Genomic DNA, 15,880 nt, shown 5'->3' with positions numbered 1-15,880 from the left:
GCGCATCGCATTGGAACGGCACAATTCGCAGCTGTTCGGCGGCGTCGTCCACAACGACGCCACGCGAGAACGTAATCTTGACGTGTAGATTGACCCGGAGCGCGGTTTCATGCTGTTCGATTCCGACAGCTTGGTCGTGGAGCTCGAGGCGGTGCCGAGCGTGCCGCTCGATATCGAAACCGGTCTTCGCGGGGAACGGCCAAGCACTTCTCGCATTGCTGATAACAGCGCGGGGATGCCAGGTCGTTCTGGCGCTGCTATCCCGTGCTGGCGAAGGCCGGCAATATTGGGCGACTCGGATCATGCCTTACTCAAGCTCTGCCTGGATCGCGTTGGATGGTCGCTGACGGTATCGATGACGGTACTCCGCAGAAGTCGTATTCGGATGCCCAGTTTTCGTAATGTTTGAACGAAAGCGCACATTGACTCTCCGATGCAGTCTGTCCAAAGCCGATAACTGCCGACTGGATTTTTCGGTATGGCTGACGGTATCGTCGCTACCCGACTGGGCGGAAAGGCCGTCTCCAGAAGGATCCCGGCCACCGATTGACGATCGAGTGGGAGTGATTCAAGGTGCTCCCGGGTCGTTCCGGGAGGTCCGGTTTTTCCTGTTTCTCCTTTAAAAAAGATGAGGTTATTGTCCGGTGTGGTCTGCTGTGATCCGGGCAATACCTGGTGGAAATGTCGGTATCGGTGACGGTACCGACATTTCTTCCTCGGACGGCCTTGTCCGATACCGTCAAATCAGTCTGACGGTATCGGTTGACGGTATACGTTCGAGGAGTCCCTATGCTCACAGACATGCAGTTGCGAGCGCTGAAGCCGGCCAAGAAGATCTACAAGGTTGCCGATCAGCGGGGGCAATATGCAGCAGTGATTCCTGCAGGCGCGGTGAGCTTCCGGTACGGACTACCGGGTGAACGGTCGCCGGGAAACCCTGGTTATCGGCCGCTACGATCCATCACTTTAAGCACGGAAGCCACGCAAGCCAGACGAACTCGGATTCGCAATGGCTATAGCCTCCCGGAAGCCCGGCTTCTACGCGACCAAGTCTACGGAGCAATCCAGCGCGGAGAGAGTCCTTCACGTTCGAAAGTCGAGAAACGGGTCGAGGCGACCGAGGTGCTAACGTTTGGTAAGTGGGCGGAGAAATACTTTGTGGAGACTGCTCTTGCCGACTCCACACGAGCGATGCGCAAATTGGTATAAGAGCGGAATCTCACGTCGGAATTTGGCCGGCTGAAGTTGGAAGAGATCACGCCCGCACGATTGATGGCGCGCTGCGAGAAGATCAAGGGGAGGGGCGCCGCGGCCCCTGCCGTGCGGGCGCGCGACATCGTTCTGCAGGTCTATCGTTTCGTGCAGGCGCGGGGACTAAAGGTGGACAATTCCGAAGGAACGGATGAAGGCCGGTCTCCCCCACATTGTCTATCTGAGTCAACAGGCTCTGGACATTCTGGTCGCATTCAAGACATGCTTCGGAGCGAGTTCGTACGTGCATTCCGGCCGCTATGAGACGGCCTCCCCAATAAGTTCGGCGACTCTGAACCGCGTCATTGACCGCACGGTCAAGCTGATACGCGACGGCGGGGCAGATTTTGATCCTTTCACGGTGCACGATCTGCGTCGGACGGCCAGCACGCTGTTGCACGAAGCAGGGTTCAACACCGACTGGATCGAGAAATGCCTCGCTCACGAACAGCGTGGCGTGCGCGCGGTCTACAACAAGGCGGAGTATGCAGAGCAGAGGAGGGCGATGCTCCAGGCGTGGGCAGATATGCTGGACGGCTGGATTGCTACGAATCCAAAGGCGAAGGGCGAAAGGCCATAGCTGACTGATGTTCGAAGCGCCGTGGTATGGGGCGAAGAGACCACGGTGCCGGGCGACACAAGATCCGGCAGCCGTCTCTCCAGTCTTTCGTTGTCAGCGCCGTTTCTCCCGATCACGGCTGCCTCGCCCTTGGTCTCGCCGCCCCTCTACCCGCGCCCTGAGTCTGAAAGTTGTCCACCCGATCAGCGAACCCGCGGTTTTGCTCGACAGACTTTGATTTCCGGGTAACCCGGTAACGGCAGCCGCGCAACTCTCTCTGCCTCGACGCGCTTGAGTCCAAGTGCCTGTAGCACGACCGCCGCAGCGCGCTCCGCGAAGTGCTGTTCTCCGAGTCCAGATGGCTTCTGCCCTTGGACGGCTGGTGTGACGGAGGCGGAAAAGTGCATTTCAGCGGCGATCGCCGCGAAGATGATGCCCGTAACGGAAATGAGACACAGAAAGTGGTCCGAGACGACAAAGCGTCTCGCGGAAATGCCACTTTGACTATCGCGCAGCAAACGCTGACCGAGACCCCAGTTCAGCGCATGCACCGAAAAACCCTCGCGGATCAGGAGCTGTCCCCACACCGGCTCGCGGCGGGCGCGCATCAGCGTATGGCGGACACAGATAGCGACCACTTCGGCCGGGTCGGACAGTCCGCTGGCCAGGCGATCAAGCGTATCGGCGAACTCTTCGAACACCCACTCGACGAGCGCGGCGAAGATCCCTTCCTTCGACTCGAAGTGATTGTAGAAGGAGCCGAAACCGACGTCGGCGGCCTCGGTAATGTCGTTGATGGTCACTGAACCTATCCCTTTTTCGGCCGTTAGCCTGAGCGCAGCGTCGAGCAGGCGGGTTCGAGTCTTCCGCTTGCGGCGGGCGCCGCGCGGCTGCCGCCCTTCGGTCGCCTCGGCCGGAGCTGGCAGCTTTTGTTTGCGCTGCCGGGTTGCACGGGAGTTCGGGGTATCAGGCATCTCGGTTCCAGATTTCTGTATCGTCATATTTTAGATTTACACGTCATAGTTGACAATATAATCAGTTATGGGTTTAATGTCACTGTCGCGAACGGATCAGCGACCGCATGGACAGACGAATTGAGTTGCGACGGTGCCTGGAACAGGGAGTTGCAGCGCTGAAAATGAGTCGTCCACTGCCATCCAGATCCACCAGCGCCGGGCTGGGGGGCGAGGACATGTTTTACGCTCGTTCTCTAGCTGTTTCGTGGGGAGTGGCCGCGTGCGATGACGAAGTACGAAGAGTTGCAAGCGGCTTGTATCAGACAAAGCGAGTAGGAATACTAAGTTGTAGGTATGCCGGATCTAGTGCTCGCGCACTTTGCAAAGCATGCTGCCAGACGCACCGTGTCTTCCGATGCCTCGCCCATTTTATTGCTGGACCATCACCTGCCTTGTGAACATCGTGAAACTTTCCGGTCTTAACGCGCAGACGCTTGCGCGTCCTTTCCTGCCGTCCGTCGTCCGACCATCCCTCCGGGGACGTCTTCTGATTGCGGCTTGCGGCGCAATGCTGCTAGCGGCCTGCCACCAGCGCGAAACCGTCGCTCCCGAGCTCAAGCCCGTCGTTGCTGTCACGGTTCATCCCGACGGGCGCACGGCGAGCGCCTCATTGCCGGCTCAGATACAGGCGCGGTATTCGACGCCTCTTTCGTTCAGGATTGGAGGCAAGGTCACCGAACGGCGGGTGCGCATCGGCGATACCGTCAAGTCGGGACAGACCGTTGCGCTGCTCGACCCTACCGACCTGCGCAACAACCTGGCCAGCGCGCGAGCGCAGCTCGACGCCGCCGAACATCGTCTCGTGTACGCCAAACAGCAACTCGATCGAGATAAAGCTCAGGCGCAGGCAAACCTGATTGCACCCGCGCAGATGGAGCAGACCCAGGACGCCTACGCTTCCGCCCTCGCGCAGCGCGATTCGGCGCTCGCCCAGATGGCGCTCGCCACGGATCACCTGCGCTACGCCACGCTCACGGCAGACCACGACGGCGTCATCACGTCGGAGGACACCGACACCGGCCAGAACATTCAGGCAGATCAAGCCGTCTATCACCTCGACTGGACGGGAGACGTGGATGTTGTCTGCGACGCGTCCGAGCGGACGATTGGCGCATTGACCGTCGGCAGCAATGCGCGCGTGAGCCTGTCTGCGCTGCCTGGTAAGACCTTCGAGGCGCGCGTGCGCGAGGTGTCGCCCGCCGCCGACCCGCAAAGCCGCACCTGGCGCGTGAAGCTCACGCTGGCCGCGCCGAGCCCCGAAGTTCGCCTCGGCATGACGGCGAATGTTGCGTTCGATGCCGCCAGCGACGCGGCAACGGCACGTCCGTTCGCGCTGCCTGTGACGGCGCTCTTTCACAAAGGCGACGACCCCGCTGTGTGGGTGGTGCACGCGGGCAGCGACACCCTTGAGCTGCGCCCTGTCAGCATCGCGCGCTACGACGAACGCACGGTCTCTGTCACCGGCGGCCTGCACGACGGCGACCGCGTCGTGATGCAGGGCGTGCACGCAGTGAGCGCAGACCAACACGTGCAGGTGGTGGCCCCGTTGCATCCCGAGGATTTTTCGTCATGAACCCACGCGACCGTGAAACCGCGCATGAAAGCGCGACCGTCACCCCGTCCGACTCCGAGGCACATGGCGAAGGTGGCTTCAATCTCTCCGCGTGGGCGTTGCGCCATCAGCAGTTGGTGATCTTTCTGATCGGGCTTGCAACCCTGTTCGGCGTGATCGGTTATACGCAGCTTGCCCAGTCGGAAGACCCGCCGTTCACGTTCCGGACCATGGTGGTCAAAACTTACTGGCCGGGCGCGACTGCCCGCGAGGTGCAGGAACAGATCACGGACCGGATCGGCCGTCAGTTGCAGGCGGCACCGTATGTCGACAACATCAAGAGCTACTCACGGCCCGGCGAGTCGATGATCTTCTTCGCCATGAAGGATTCGGCCCCGGTCAAGGAGGTCCCCGAGACCTGGTACCAGGTGCGCAAGAAAGTGGGCGACATCTCGGCGACGCTGCCCAAGGGGACGGTTGGACCGTTTTTCAACGACGAGTTCGGTGACGTCTACACAAACATCTACGCGCTTGAAGGCGACGGCTTTACGCCTGCGCAACTGCACGACTACGCAGACCAGTTGCGCACGGTCCTGCTGCGCGTGCCCGGCGTCGCCAAGGTCGACTACTTTGGCGACCCGGACCAGCACATCTTCGTCGAGATATCGAATGCAGAGCTGACGGGGCTCTCTATCACGCCGCAGCAGCTCGCCCAGGCAATCGACGCACAAAATACCGTTACGCCCGTTGGCACCATTACGACGGTGGACGACCGGGTGTTCGTGCGACCGAGCGGCGCGTTCAAGGACGTGCAGGCGCTTGCGGACACGCTCCTCACCGTGAACAAACGCACGTTCCGGCTCGGCGACATCGCAAAGATCACGCGTGGCTACGACGATCCGCCCGTCACCCAGATGCGCGTCGGGGGGCAGGCGGTGCTCGGCGTCGGCGTGACGATGCAAAAAGGCGGCGACGTGATCAGCCTCGGCAAGGCGCTCGACGCTAAAACCGCCGAACTGCAGGCGGCCATGCCGGCGGGACTCAAGCTGGCTCCCGTCTCGAGCATGCCTCACGCGGTCAAGCATTCAGTGGACGAGTTCGTAAGGTCGGTCGCTGAAGCGGTAGCAATCGTGCTGGTCGTAAGCCTCGTTTCGCTCGGCCTGCGCACCGGCATGGTCGTCGTGATCTCGATTCCGATCGTGCTCGCCGTGACGGCGCTGTGCATGCATGTGTTCAATATCGGGCTGGACCAGGTCTCCCTTGGCACGCTCGTGCTCGCGCTGGGGCTGCTCGTCGACGACGCGATTATCGCCGTCGAAACGATGGCCGTGAAGCTCGAGCAGGGGTGGACTCGCACGCGCGCGGCGGCCTTTGCGTATACGAGCACGGCCTTTCCGATGCTGACGGGTACCCTCGTCACGGTATCGGGGTTCCTGCCGATTGCGCTTGCGAAATCGAGCACGGGGGAATACACGCGCTCGATTTTCGAGGTGTCGGCCATTGCGCTGATCGTGTCCTGGTTCGCGGCTGTCGTGCTGGTCCCGTTGCTGGGCTTTCACATGCTGCCCGAGCGCAAGGGCCACGGCGGCGGCCACCATCACGAGCACGAGGTTTACAACACCGGCTTCTACCAGCGCCTGTCGGGGTGGGTATCGTGGTGTATCGACCGTCGTTGGGCCGTGCTCGGCGTCACTGCCGTGCTCTTTGCGATCGCGATGGCGGCCTTCACGCGCGTGCCGCAACAGTTCTTCCCGAACTCGGAGCGGCCAGAGCTGCTCGTGGACCTGCGACTGCCGGAAGGCGCTTCGTTCGAGGCGACGCTGCGTGAAGCGAAGCGCCTGGAAAAGGCGCTCGACGGCCAGCCTGCGATCGAGCATTTCGTGGACTTTGTGGGCACCGGCGCACCGCGCTTTTACCTGCCGCTCGACCAGCAGCTTCAGCAGCCAAACTTCGCGCAGTTCGTGATCACGGCCAAAAGCGTTGAAAACCGCGACGAGTTGATGCACTGGCTCGATGCCAAACTCGGGAGGGAGTTCTCCGGCGTGCGCACGCGTGTGGCGCGGCTCGAGAATGGGCCGCCGGTGGGTTTCCCGATCAAGTTCCGGGTGAGCGGCAGCGATATCGCGACCGTGCGCTCCATTGCTGAAGAGGTCGCCGAGAAGGTCCGTGCCGATTTCCGCACGCGCGATGTGCAGTTCGACTGGGACGAGCCGGCAGAACGGTCGATCTCGTTCGAAGTCGATCAGAACCGGGCGCGCCAGCTCGGTGTGACGTCGGAGGACGTATCGAACTTCCTGGCCATGACGCTTTCTGGCTACACGGTCACGCAGTTCCGTGAGCAGGACAAGCTGATCAACGTCGATCTGCGCGCGCCAAAGAGCGAGCGTGTCAATCCTGCGCAGCTCATGAGCCTGGCGATCCCGACGCCGAATGGCCCGGTTCCTCTCGGTTCCCTCGGACACGTTCGGAACACGCTCGAGTATGGGGTGATCTGGCAGCGCGACCGGCAACCGACGATCACCGTGCAGGCCGACATTCGGGGCAACGCGCAGGGCATCGACGTGACCCGCGATATCGAGCACGCGCTCGCGGAGCAAAAAGCCACGCTGCCGGTCGGCTATCGCATCGAGGTGGGCGGCTCCGTCGAAGAAAGCGTGAAAGGCCAGACCTCGATCAACGCCGAGATGCCGCTCATGATCATCGCCGTGCTGACGCTGCTCATGATCCAGCTCAAGAGTTTCCTGCGGACGTTTATCGTCGTGCTGACAGCACCGCTCGGGCTGATCGGCGTCGTGGCCGCGCTGCTCCTGTTCGGCAAGCCCTTTGGTTTCGTCGCGTTGCTCGGCGTGATTGCCATGTTCGGCATCATCATGCGCAACTCCGTGATTCTGGTCGACCAGATCGACCAGGACATCGCGGCGGGGCATGGGCGCTTCGACGCGATTATCGGTGCAACCGTGAGGCGCTTCAGGCCGATCATGCTGACGGCCGCAGCCGCCGTGCTCGCCTTGATCCCGCTCTTGCGTTCCGCGTTCTTCGGGCCCATGGCGACCGCGCTGATGGGTGGTATCACGATCGCCACGGCACTGACCATTTTCTTCCTGCCGGCGCTCTATGCGACGTGCTTCAGCATCCGGCGCGACGAGCGCGGCATGCAACCGGTCGTCGTCGAGCATACGGAGATTTCATCATGAACTTTGCCTATAAGACATCCGTTATCGCCGTGGCTACGGCGCTCGCACTGACGGCCTGCTCGTTCGCTCCCAGCGGGGAGCCCCCGGTGATGCCTTCGCCCACGCATTACGGCGCGCAGGTGCAGCCGTCGAAGACTGTCGTGGCGGATGGCGTTGCGCAGCAATTCGATATCGGCTCGACTGCCGTTCTGCAATGGTGGCGGCTTTACCGGTCCGACGCGCTCGATGCGCTCGTCGACGAAGGATTGCGCAACAGCCCGACGCTTGCGGCCACGCAGCGGACGCTCTCCGCCGCGCAAGAAGAACTGCGCGGGCAAATCGGCTCGTCCACGCTGCCGTCGGTCGACGCTGCCGCCCAGGTCGAGCGTGCGCGTTCACCGGTCGTGCCCGGCATCGGCCCAAGCGAGGTCCGCTATAACTTCTTCGCCGGGCAGATTCAGGCGCACTACACGTTCGACCTCTTCGGCGCGACGCGTTACGCCAACGCGGCGGCTACCGATCGCGTGAATGTGCAGGCATTTGAACTGGAAGCGGCCCGGCGCGCGCTCGCCGCCAACATCGTCGGCACGGCGATCAATGTGGCGGCGCTCGATCGCCAGATCGCGCTCACCGAACGGCTCATCGCCGTGGCGAGCGAAACGGCAAACGAGGATCAGCAACGGTACGCGCTCGGGTCCATTTCGCACGTGCAGGCGCTCAACTCGACGCAGGAGGCAGATTCGATCGCGGCGAGTCTTCCGGCCTTACGCCAGCAGCGCGCCACAGCCGTCCACGCGCTGGCGGTACTGATGGGCCGGACGCCCGATAACGCACCGACCGTTCCCGACCTCGACAGCCTGGCGTTGCCCGACCACGTGCCGGTCGTCGTGCCTTCGGACCTCCTGCGTTCGCGTCCGGACATTCAGGCAGCTGATGCCGCCGTGAAGGCCGCCGCGGCCGACGTTGGCGCTGCGACCGCGCAACTCTTTCCGAGCCTGTCACTGACGGCCTCGATGGGTCGCGGGGGCTTTAGCTGGCCCGCGATGCTCTCAGGTGCAGGCGGGCTCTGGGCGATCGGTGCGGGCCTGTCCCAGCCGCTCTTCCATGGTGGGGCGTTGTTCGCGCAACGCAGAGCCTCGATTGATACCTACGATGCGACGGTTCTGCACTACAAGTCGACAGTTCTGTCGGCATTCCAGGATGTCGCCGATTCGCTTGCCGCACTGGACAATGACGCGCAGACGCTGGCATTTGCCGAAAGAGCGGCACAGGCAGCCCGTGCGGCATTCGACGAAACGGCGTCGCGCGCCCGCCTGGGTTCCCTGCCGTCAACGGCACAGCACGCCAGCGAGCAGCGGTTTCTCAACGCACGGCTTAGCGCCGCCCGCGCCGGGAGTCAACGCATGAGCGATACCGCCGCACTCTTCCAGGCGATGGGCGAATTGCCTGCCGATCAGCCGCACGTGACGTCAAGAGAATGACCTTGTTTCCGTAATTCGGCGAGGGCCTTTGTCTCTTCGTGTCGCGTCGATGATCCCGGTCCATAACGCGTCTTGACTTCAACCGCCTCATTGCGCGTCGACTTCCGCCTCGACCAGTGGCAACGCGCGCATTGCAATCTTCTCTGCCTCTGTGCGCTTGAGCCCGAGTGTTTGCAGAAGCGTTGCTGCCGTACGCTCGGCGAAATGCTCTCCGCTGAAGCCGAACTCGTCGAGCAGGTCTGCCGCCGGCGCGCCCGGCGCGACGAAATTCAGCTCGGCCGCAATTGCCGCGAGCACCGTGCCGCCCACCGAAAGAAAGCCGATGAAGGGGTCAGCGACCACAAAGCGCTTGGCGGCGATGCCGTTTCCGATATCCCGCAGCAGCCGCTGGCCCAGCCCACGGCTCAGGATGTGAGCTGAAAACCCTTCACGTATCAGGAAGCGTCCCCAAACGGGATCGCGCCGCGCACGCATCAGGGTATGGCGCACCGAGACGGCAATTACCTCGGCCGGGTCGGACAGGCCGCCGGTGAGGCGATCGAGCATGTCGGCGAATTCCTCGAATACGTTGCCGACGAGCGTCGCGTAGATGGCTTCTTTCGACTCGAAGTGGTTATAGAACGAGCCATAGCCGGTGTCGGCGGCCTCAGTGATTTCGTTGATCGCCACGCCCTCCATGCCCTTTTCCGCCATTAGCCGGAGGGCCGCGTCGAGCAGGCGGGCGCGTGTCTCGCGCTTGCGGCGCGCTCCGCGCGGCTCGCGCTCCTCGGGAACGGCGACCGGAGAAACGGGGTCCGCACGGGTGGAGCGCTTGGGCGCGGGCCGGTTTAAAGAGTTCGCCATGACGAGTTCCAGTCTTTGCTCATATCGAAGTATAGATTGGAATGTTTCTATTGACAAAGTTGTCATCGATGACTTTAATGTCAATAAGGCGCATGGTTGACGCCCGACAAACAAATAGACAGATGGAGTGACAGTGGAGACAGGAGCAATAAACACCACCGGGCCGTCCGGCCTGCAGGACCCGGTTCAGCCGCCGACGCGTGACCTGCCCGAGGCAATAGAGGTGCTGATAGTCGGGTGTGGCCCGGTCGGTGCGGCGACCGCCAATCTGCTGGCACGGCACGGTGTGAACGTGATGGTTGTAGACAAGTCGCGTGAAGTATTCATGGCGCCCCGTGCAATCGCACTGGATAACGAGGCGCTGCGCATCCTTCAGCTTGCGGGCGTTGGCGAGCGCGATTTCGAGACGATCGCCATACCGTACGTCCGCATGAGGTCGCCCATGCTGGGCCTGTTCGGCAGCGTGAATTCGCTGGGCAGCCTGGATGGCCATCCGAAGCTCGTCACGTTCTACCAGCCGGATCTCGAGCGGTGCCTGCGCGCCCGGCTCGAGACATATGACTGTGCGCATATTGCGCTGGGTGTCGGACTGAAGGGCTTCACGGAGGAACGGGACCATGTGCTCGCGTCGCTGGACCTCGGGGACGGGCGCACTCATGAGGTCCGTGCCCGCTATCTGGTCGGCGCGGACGGGGCGAGTTCGCTGGTGAGGCAGCTCATCGGCCAGGAATTCAAAGGTAAGACGTTCGCCGAGGACTGGTTGATCGTCGATGCCCGCTACGTACCGCGTCCGATCGATCACATCGAATTCATCTGCGATCACCGTCGGCCAATCCCGCATATGGTCGCGCCTGGCCACCGTGAACGCTGGGAATTCATGCTGCAGCCTGGCGAGCGACGCGAGGAAATGGAATCCGAGACACGCATCCGGGAGTTGCTCTCTCCATGGGGCAACGTCGAAGAGATGATCATCGAGCGCAAGGCCGTGTATCGCTTCCATGCGCGCACCGTTGACGCATTCAGCAAGGGGCGGGTGTTCATCGCGGGCGACGCGGCCCATATCACGCCTCCATTCGTCGGGCAGGGGCTGGTAGCAGGCCTTCGGGACGCCGCCAATCTTTGCTGGAAATTGGCATGGGTGGTACACGGACGTGCCGACCCAAGGATTCTCGATACCTATGACGAGGAGCGGCGCCCGCATGCAAAGGCAATGATCAACCTTGCAAAATTCATGAGTAGGCTCGTCATGCCGCGAAGTGGCGCGGTTGCGCTGTTGACTCATGGGTTGATGCGACTTGCGGGACTCGTGCCGCGCCTGCGCGCGCAATTTGAGGAACTGCAGATCAAGCCGAAGAACGCATTTCGCAGTGGACTGTTCGCCAAGGGCCGCTCGTCGACCAGGCTTGTTCGTGGCGCAGTCATCGCGCAAGGCTGGGTGAGAGGTTCCGATGGCACCACGTGTCTGAGCGACGACGTGCTCGGGCAGGGTCTCACGCTGATCGGGTTTGGCGTGGATGCGGCGGCTGTGCTAGAGCACGCGACGGCCGCAGCGTTTGCGCGTGCCGAGGGGCGCGTTGTCCAGATTGCCCATCGGGGGCAACGGCTGCATCTTGCCGCGCTCGACAGTTGGGAAGACCTTGAAGGCGTATTTCTTCCGGGGCTGGTGCCCGTCGGGTGGGTTGCCGTAGTCCGGCCCGACAAGACGATCGTCCACGACGGTGCGGCCACCGACGTGAACCGTATCGTGCGCGAGAGTCTTGCCTTGCTGACGAACCCCGTCGGCGCGCCGGCTATGGAAGCCGAACACGCTATCCGAACCGTTTGATTTCCGTTCTGCCATGAAACTGACTACTGTACAGCCGTCCCGTCACCCCGATCCCACGACGAAAGCGTCGGCATTGGCCTATCTGATATTCGACCGGCCAGATCTCGAGAAAGCCGAGCAATTTCTCAATGACTTCGGGCTCCGAACGGTATCGCGCACTGATGCGCTCGTCCTGCTGCGGGGAACGGGTGCTTCGCATTTCTGCTACGTCGTCCGAAAGGCGCCGAAATCCATGTTCGTCGGCTTCGGGCTACAGGTCGACAACATGGCCGATCTTGATGCGCTTGCAAAAGTGCCCGGCGCCTCTGAGGTCGAACGGTCGCAGTTGCCAGGCGGCGGCTATACAGTACGACTGACAGATCCTTCTGGCTTTCGCGTCGATGCAATATGGGGCCAGGCGCCAGCTTCGACGCTATCCCATCGGCCGCCATTGCCGTTCAACTCCGTGGATGCGGCCGTCCGAATTAACGGGACGCAGCGACCGCCCGAGTGCGCGCCCGAAGTTATCCGGCTCGGACATGTCGTGCTCGAACTCGCCGACTACCAGGAAACCTGCGCATGGTATACGCGGCATTTTGGATTCATCCCGAGCGATGTGCAGGTACTTCCCGATGGCTCGCCGGTCGTCGCGTTCATGCGGCTCGATCTCGGCGACAAGCCGGCCGATCACCATACGCTCGCGCTTGCACAAGGCTTCGTGCCCATCTACAGCCATAGTGCCTACGAAGTCGTGGATGCCGACGCGGTCGGCATGGGCCAGCGCGTCCTGCGCGAGAAGGGCTGGACGCACGCTTGGGGAATTGGCCGTCATATCCTGGGCAGCCAGATCTTCGACTACTGGCAGGACCCGTGGGGCGACAAGCATGAGCACTATTGCGACGGCGATCTCTTTACGGCCGATGCGCCGACCGGTGTTCATGCCGTGAGCCGTGAGGCGATGGCGCAATGGGGACCGACAATGCCGCGCAGTTTCACAAAACCCAGATTCACGCTTTCGAGCATCGTGGCGCTCTTCAGGAACCTGCGCCGCAGCCCCGACCTGACTCTGAGCAAGCTGCGGATGCTGGCAAAGCTTTTCGCTTGAACCAACCCCTTCCATAGAATCCGGAGATCGATAAATGGCACTTCACGTTCTGCATTACCTGCACCATGGCCGCGCCCAGTGGGGTGTGGTCGCTAATGGCACTATCACGCCGATTCCCGGCGAGTTCAAGACGACCGCCGAGTTTATCGAGGCCAATCCGGTCGAACGGCTGTTCGTGCTGAGCGGTCCGACGATTCCCGAATCGGAAGTGCAATGGTTGTCGCCCGTGACCGCCAATCAGCAGTTCATTTGCCAGGGCGCGAATTATCGCCAGCATATGATCGAGTCCGGCATGGACCCGGATGTGAAGAAATTCAATATGATCTTCACGAAGGCAACAAGCTGCATCGTTCCGGCCGACTCGCCCGTGGTTAAGCCAAACGAGGTGCAGTTCCTCGACTACGAGATCGAACTCGGTCTTGTCCTCAAACGCGACATTACGTCGCGCGAAACTGTCACTGACGGGAACCTGCATGACTACATCGCGGGCGCCGTGATCGTCAACGACTATTCCGCGCGCGATATCCAGATTCCACAGATGCAGTTCTACAAGGGCAAGAGCTATCGCACTTTTGGCCCTGTCGGCCCTTACCTTTGCCTCCTGGAGAAACAGGATATTCCAAAGCTGAAGGAGCTCGTGCTGACGCTGACGGTAAACGGAACTGTCCGCCAGAATGACTCCACGGCGGGCCTCGTCTACGGCCCGGCGGAGACCTTGACGGAGCTTTCCGCCCTACACGACCTGCGCGCCGGGGACCTGCTCGCGACCGGCACGCCCTCCGGTTGTGCGCTGACTATTCCGTCACCCGAAAAGCAGCGCGCCGCGGCGCAACTGCCTGAGGCGGAAAAGTGGCGGCTTTTCCTGAAGATGCAGGAGGAAAGGCCTCAGTATCTGCGCGTGGGTGACGTCGTGGAGGCGCATATCGCCAGCCATGACCGCTCGATCGATCTGGGCGTACAGCACAACGTCGTTATGGAACAGGCGGCATGAAAGGCGTCGCAAACGTACACGATGTCCTTGCCATTGAAACGCAGGGGCAACTGGCGGATCTTCCGTCGAGTACCTACGAGATGATCTGCCGGGGCGCCGCCATCAATCCAGTGGCACCCGCACTTTCGTTCTTTGCAACGGCCGACGACCACCGGAACGCTGAGTGCTGGACGTATGGTGAACTCGTGCGCGATGTCACGCGAACCGCAAACATGTTTGCGCGCCTTGGAGTACACCGCGACTCGGTTGTCGCATACGTTCTGCCCAACCTCCCTGAAACGCACTTGGTGATCTGGGGCGGGGAAGCCGCCGGGATTGTCTGCGCGATCAATCCGCTGCTTGAGGGCGAAGCCATCGGCGAACTGCTGAACGCCTCAGGTGCGAGCGTGCTCGTGACCCTGGCACCGTTGCCCGGAACTGACCTCTGGCAAAAGGTGCAAGCGGTGTTGCGCAAGGTGCCTTCCCTTCAGCATCTGGTGCTCGTGAATCCGGCCGACCGCATGCCGGGTGAAAAGGGATTTGCGGCCCGGATGCTTCAACGTGGCGAGTCTTCGAAACTGCATGGGCCTGGCGGCGTTCACGGTGCCGTTCCTGCGCATGTCGGCATCCACGATTTCAGCACCGCCATCGCGGGGGAGTCCGGGGTGGCGCTCAGCAGCACGCGTCGACTGAGCATGGATGATGTGTCGTCGTTCTTTTGCACGGGCGGTACCACCGGGCTGCCGAAGATTGCGGTTCGACGGCACGGCAACGAAGTGGCCAATGCGTGGAACGCGGGTCAATTCTTCGGCGAAAGCATTGGTCCGGGAAAAGCGATTTTTTGCGGACTGCCGCTTTTCCACGTGAACGCCGTGATGGTGACAGGTCTGCTGGCGTTCTCGCGTGGTGCCCACGTCGTGCTCGGCACACCGCAAGGCTATCGGGGCGAAGGCGTTGTAAAGCGTTTCTGGGAAATTGTCGAGCATTACCGCATCAACTTCTTCAGCGCTGTCCCGACACTCTACGGATCGCTGCTGGACGTTCCAGTTGGCGAGCACGATATCAGCTCGCTCGAGTATGGACTGTGTGGCGCCGCCCCCATGCCGGTGGAATTACTTCGCACTTTCCAGGATCGTACAGGAATAAGAATCCTTGAGGGCTACGGCCTCACGGAAGGTACCTGCGTTAGCAGCGTGAACCCTCCGCTTGGCGAGCGCAGGGTCGGTTCGATTGGTCTTCGTCTGCCCGGTCAGGCAATGAAAGCAGTGGTGGTCGATGAAACCGGCCGGTATGTACGAGATTGCGTTGCGGATGAGGTCGGCCAGCTGGTTATCTCCGGGCCAAACGTGTTCGTTGGCTATACCCGGCCGGAGCAGAATAGTGGCATCTGGATGGAAAGTGGTGACGGCGGCCGCTGGCTCAATACCGGAGATCTCGGACGGTGCGACCCCGACGGTTACTTCTGGCTCACCGGCCGGCAGAAGGAGTTGATTATCCGGGGCGGACACAACATCGACCCTGCGGCAATCGAAGAACCACTGCATCGCCATCCCGCAGTCCAGATCGCGGCAGCCGTAGGCCGTCCCGATATGCACGCGGGCGAGTTGCCGGTTGCCTATGTCCAGCTAAAGCCGGGCACAACGGCAACGGAAGCGGAATTGGCCGAGTTTCTGCGTCACGAGATCAACGAACGCGCCGCGTTGCCAAAGGGGATACGGATCGTGGATGCGATGCCGCTGACGGGCGTCGGCAAGATCTTCAAGCCCGCGCTAAAACGCCGCGAAATGGCAGACGCCCTGGAGTCGGCCCTCGTAGAGGCTGGCGTCGAGGATGCAACCGTTAGCCTCATTGATGACATCTCGCGTGGAATTTCACTTCACGTCGAACTTGGCGACCCCGCGTTCGAAGCATTGGCGACTTCCGCGCTCGGACGCTTTCCGTTCGCATTTTCGATCTCGGCCGCCGCGAGGCCAGCACGGGCGGAGCAACCGACGGGGACGGACCCGGCAGCAACAGATGCGTAGGGCAGGCCAACGTGACACGAGCCACGACCTCAAAGGGACGTGTTCGGTCGTGCGACCGGATTAGAGGTTGATCGGAAGTACCCGGCGCGATGCCACGTTGAA

Annotated in this window: 12 protein-coding genes; 10 read left to right on the top strand and 2 right to left on the bottom strand. The window is 61.8% G+C overall.

All coding sequences use genetic code 11. The annotated features are described in order from the left end of the window. Positions 1–109: 109 nt before the first annotated feature. The 3 genes from M0D67_RS01305 to M0D67_RS42040 all read left to right on the top strand — a co-directional run bounded on the left by M0D67_RS01305 (position 110) and on the right by M0D67_RS42040 (position 1,831). Positions 110–409 carry a hypothetical protein gene (locus tag M0D67_RS01305; protein ID WP_266236922.1) on the top strand — a complete coding sequence of 100 codons (300 nt, stop codon included), beginning with the start codon at positions 110–112 and terminating at the stop codon, positions 407–409. A gap of 380 nt (positions 410–789) precedes the next feature. After that, positions 790–1,209, top strand: coding sequence for an integrase arm-type DNA-binding domain-containing protein (locus tag M0D67_RS42045; RefSeq protein ID WP_323138096.1), 420 nt, complete (start codon positions 790–792; stop codon positions 1,207–1,209). Between the two features lie 193 nt (positions 1,210–1,402). Next, positions 1,403–1,831 carry a site-specific integrase gene (locus M0D67_RS42040; protein WP_323138095.1) on the top strand — a complete coding sequence of 143 codons (429 nt, stop codon included), beginning with the start codon at positions 1,403–1,405 and terminating at the stop codon, positions 1,829–1,831. A gap of 182 nt (positions 1,832–2,013) precedes the next feature. Here M0D67_RS42040 and M0D67_RS01295 read toward each other — a convergent pair whose 3' ends face one another. Further along, on the bottom strand, positions 2,014–2,784 hold the full coding sequence (locus M0D67_RS01295; protein WP_154561895.1) for a TetR/AcrR family transcriptional regulator: 771 nt from the start codon (positions 2,782–2,784) through the stop codon (positions 2,014–2,016). 550 nt (positions 2,785–3,334) lie between these two features. Between M0D67_RS01295 and M0D67_RS01290 the strand changes: the two genes are divergently transcribed. Genes M0D67_RS01290 through M0D67_RS01280 form a run of 3 tightly spaced genes read left to right on the top strand, consistent with a single transcriptional unit; the run spans position 3,335 to position 9,032 of the window. Next, positions 3,335–4,399: an efflux RND transporter periplasmic adaptor subunit gene (locus M0D67_RS01290; protein WP_266236920.1), complete on the top strand. Its 1,065-nt coding sequence runs from the start codon at positions 3,335–3,337 to the stop codon at positions 4,397–4,399. Next, complete coding sequence (locus M0D67_RS01285; RefSeq protein ID WP_266236918.1) at positions 4,396–7,572, top strand: efflux RND transporter permease subunit; 3,177 nt, start codon at positions 4,396–4,398, stop codon at positions 7,570–7,572. Before M0D67_RS01290 ends, M0D67_RS01285 begins: the two co-directional genes overlap by 4 nt. Continuing rightward, the gene (locus M0D67_RS01280) at positions 7,569–9,032 is read left to right on the top strand and encodes an efflux transporter outer membrane subunit (RefSeq protein ID WP_266236916.1); all 1,464 of its coding nucleotides are present in this window, start codon (positions 7,569–7,571) and stop codon (positions 9,030–9,032) included. Before M0D67_RS01285 ends, M0D67_RS01280 begins: the two co-directional genes overlap by 4 nt. 87 nt (positions 9,033–9,119) lie before the next feature. Here the strand turns inward: M0D67_RS01280 and M0D67_RS01275 are convergent, their stop codons facing one another. Further along, entirely contained in the window at positions 9,120–9,875 is a 756-nt protein-coding gene (locus M0D67_RS01275; RefSeq protein ID WP_154561902.1) for a TetR/AcrR family transcriptional regulator, read from the bottom strand. Positions 9,876–10,023: 148 nt separating this feature from the next. Between M0D67_RS01275 and M0D67_RS01270 the strand changes: the two genes are divergently transcribed. The 4 genes from M0D67_RS01270 to M0D67_RS01255 are packed head-to-tail and all read left to right on the top strand — an operon-like array spanning position 10,024 to position 15,778. Continuing rightward, positions 10,024–11,700 carry a bifunctional 3-(3-hydroxy-phenyl)propionate/3-hydroxycinnamic acid hydroxylase gene (locus tag M0D67_RS01270; RefSeq protein ID WP_266237192.1) on the top strand — a complete coding sequence of 559 codons (1,677 nt, stop codon included), beginning with the start codon at positions 10,024–10,026 and terminating at the stop codon, positions 11,698–11,700. A gap of 13 nt (positions 11,701–11,713) precedes the next feature. After that, positions 11,714–12,784 (top strand): VOC family protein, encoded by a 1,071-nt coding sequence (locus tag M0D67_RS01265; RefSeq protein ID WP_154561904.1) that lies wholly within the window; start codon positions 11,714–11,716, stop codon positions 12,782–12,784. Positions 12,785–12,818: 34 nt separating this feature from the next. Beyond that, on the top strand, positions 12,819–13,775 hold the full coding sequence (locus M0D67_RS01260) for a fumarylacetoacetate hydrolase family protein (RefSeq protein WP_154561906.1): 957 nt from the start codon (positions 12,819–12,821) through the stop codon (positions 13,773–13,775). After that, on the top strand, positions 13,772–15,778 hold the full coding sequence (locus M0D67_RS01255) for an acyl-CoA synthetase (RefSeq protein ID WP_154561908.1): 2,007 nt from the start codon (positions 13,772–13,774) through the stop codon (positions 15,776–15,778). Before M0D67_RS01260 ends, M0D67_RS01255 begins: the two co-directional genes overlap by 4 nt. The last annotated feature ends 102 nt before the right edge of the window (positions 15,779–15,880 follow it).

The sequence above is a fragment of the Paraburkholderia sp. SECH4 genome, from assembly GCF_030511745.1.
Taxonomy (GTDB): domain Bacteria; phylum Pseudomonadota; class Gammaproteobacteria; order Burkholderiales; family Burkholderiaceae; genus Paraburkholderia; species Paraburkholderia madseniana.
Note: the sequence above shows the minus strand (reverse complement) of the source record. Positions and strands in the feature narration are given on the sequence as shown.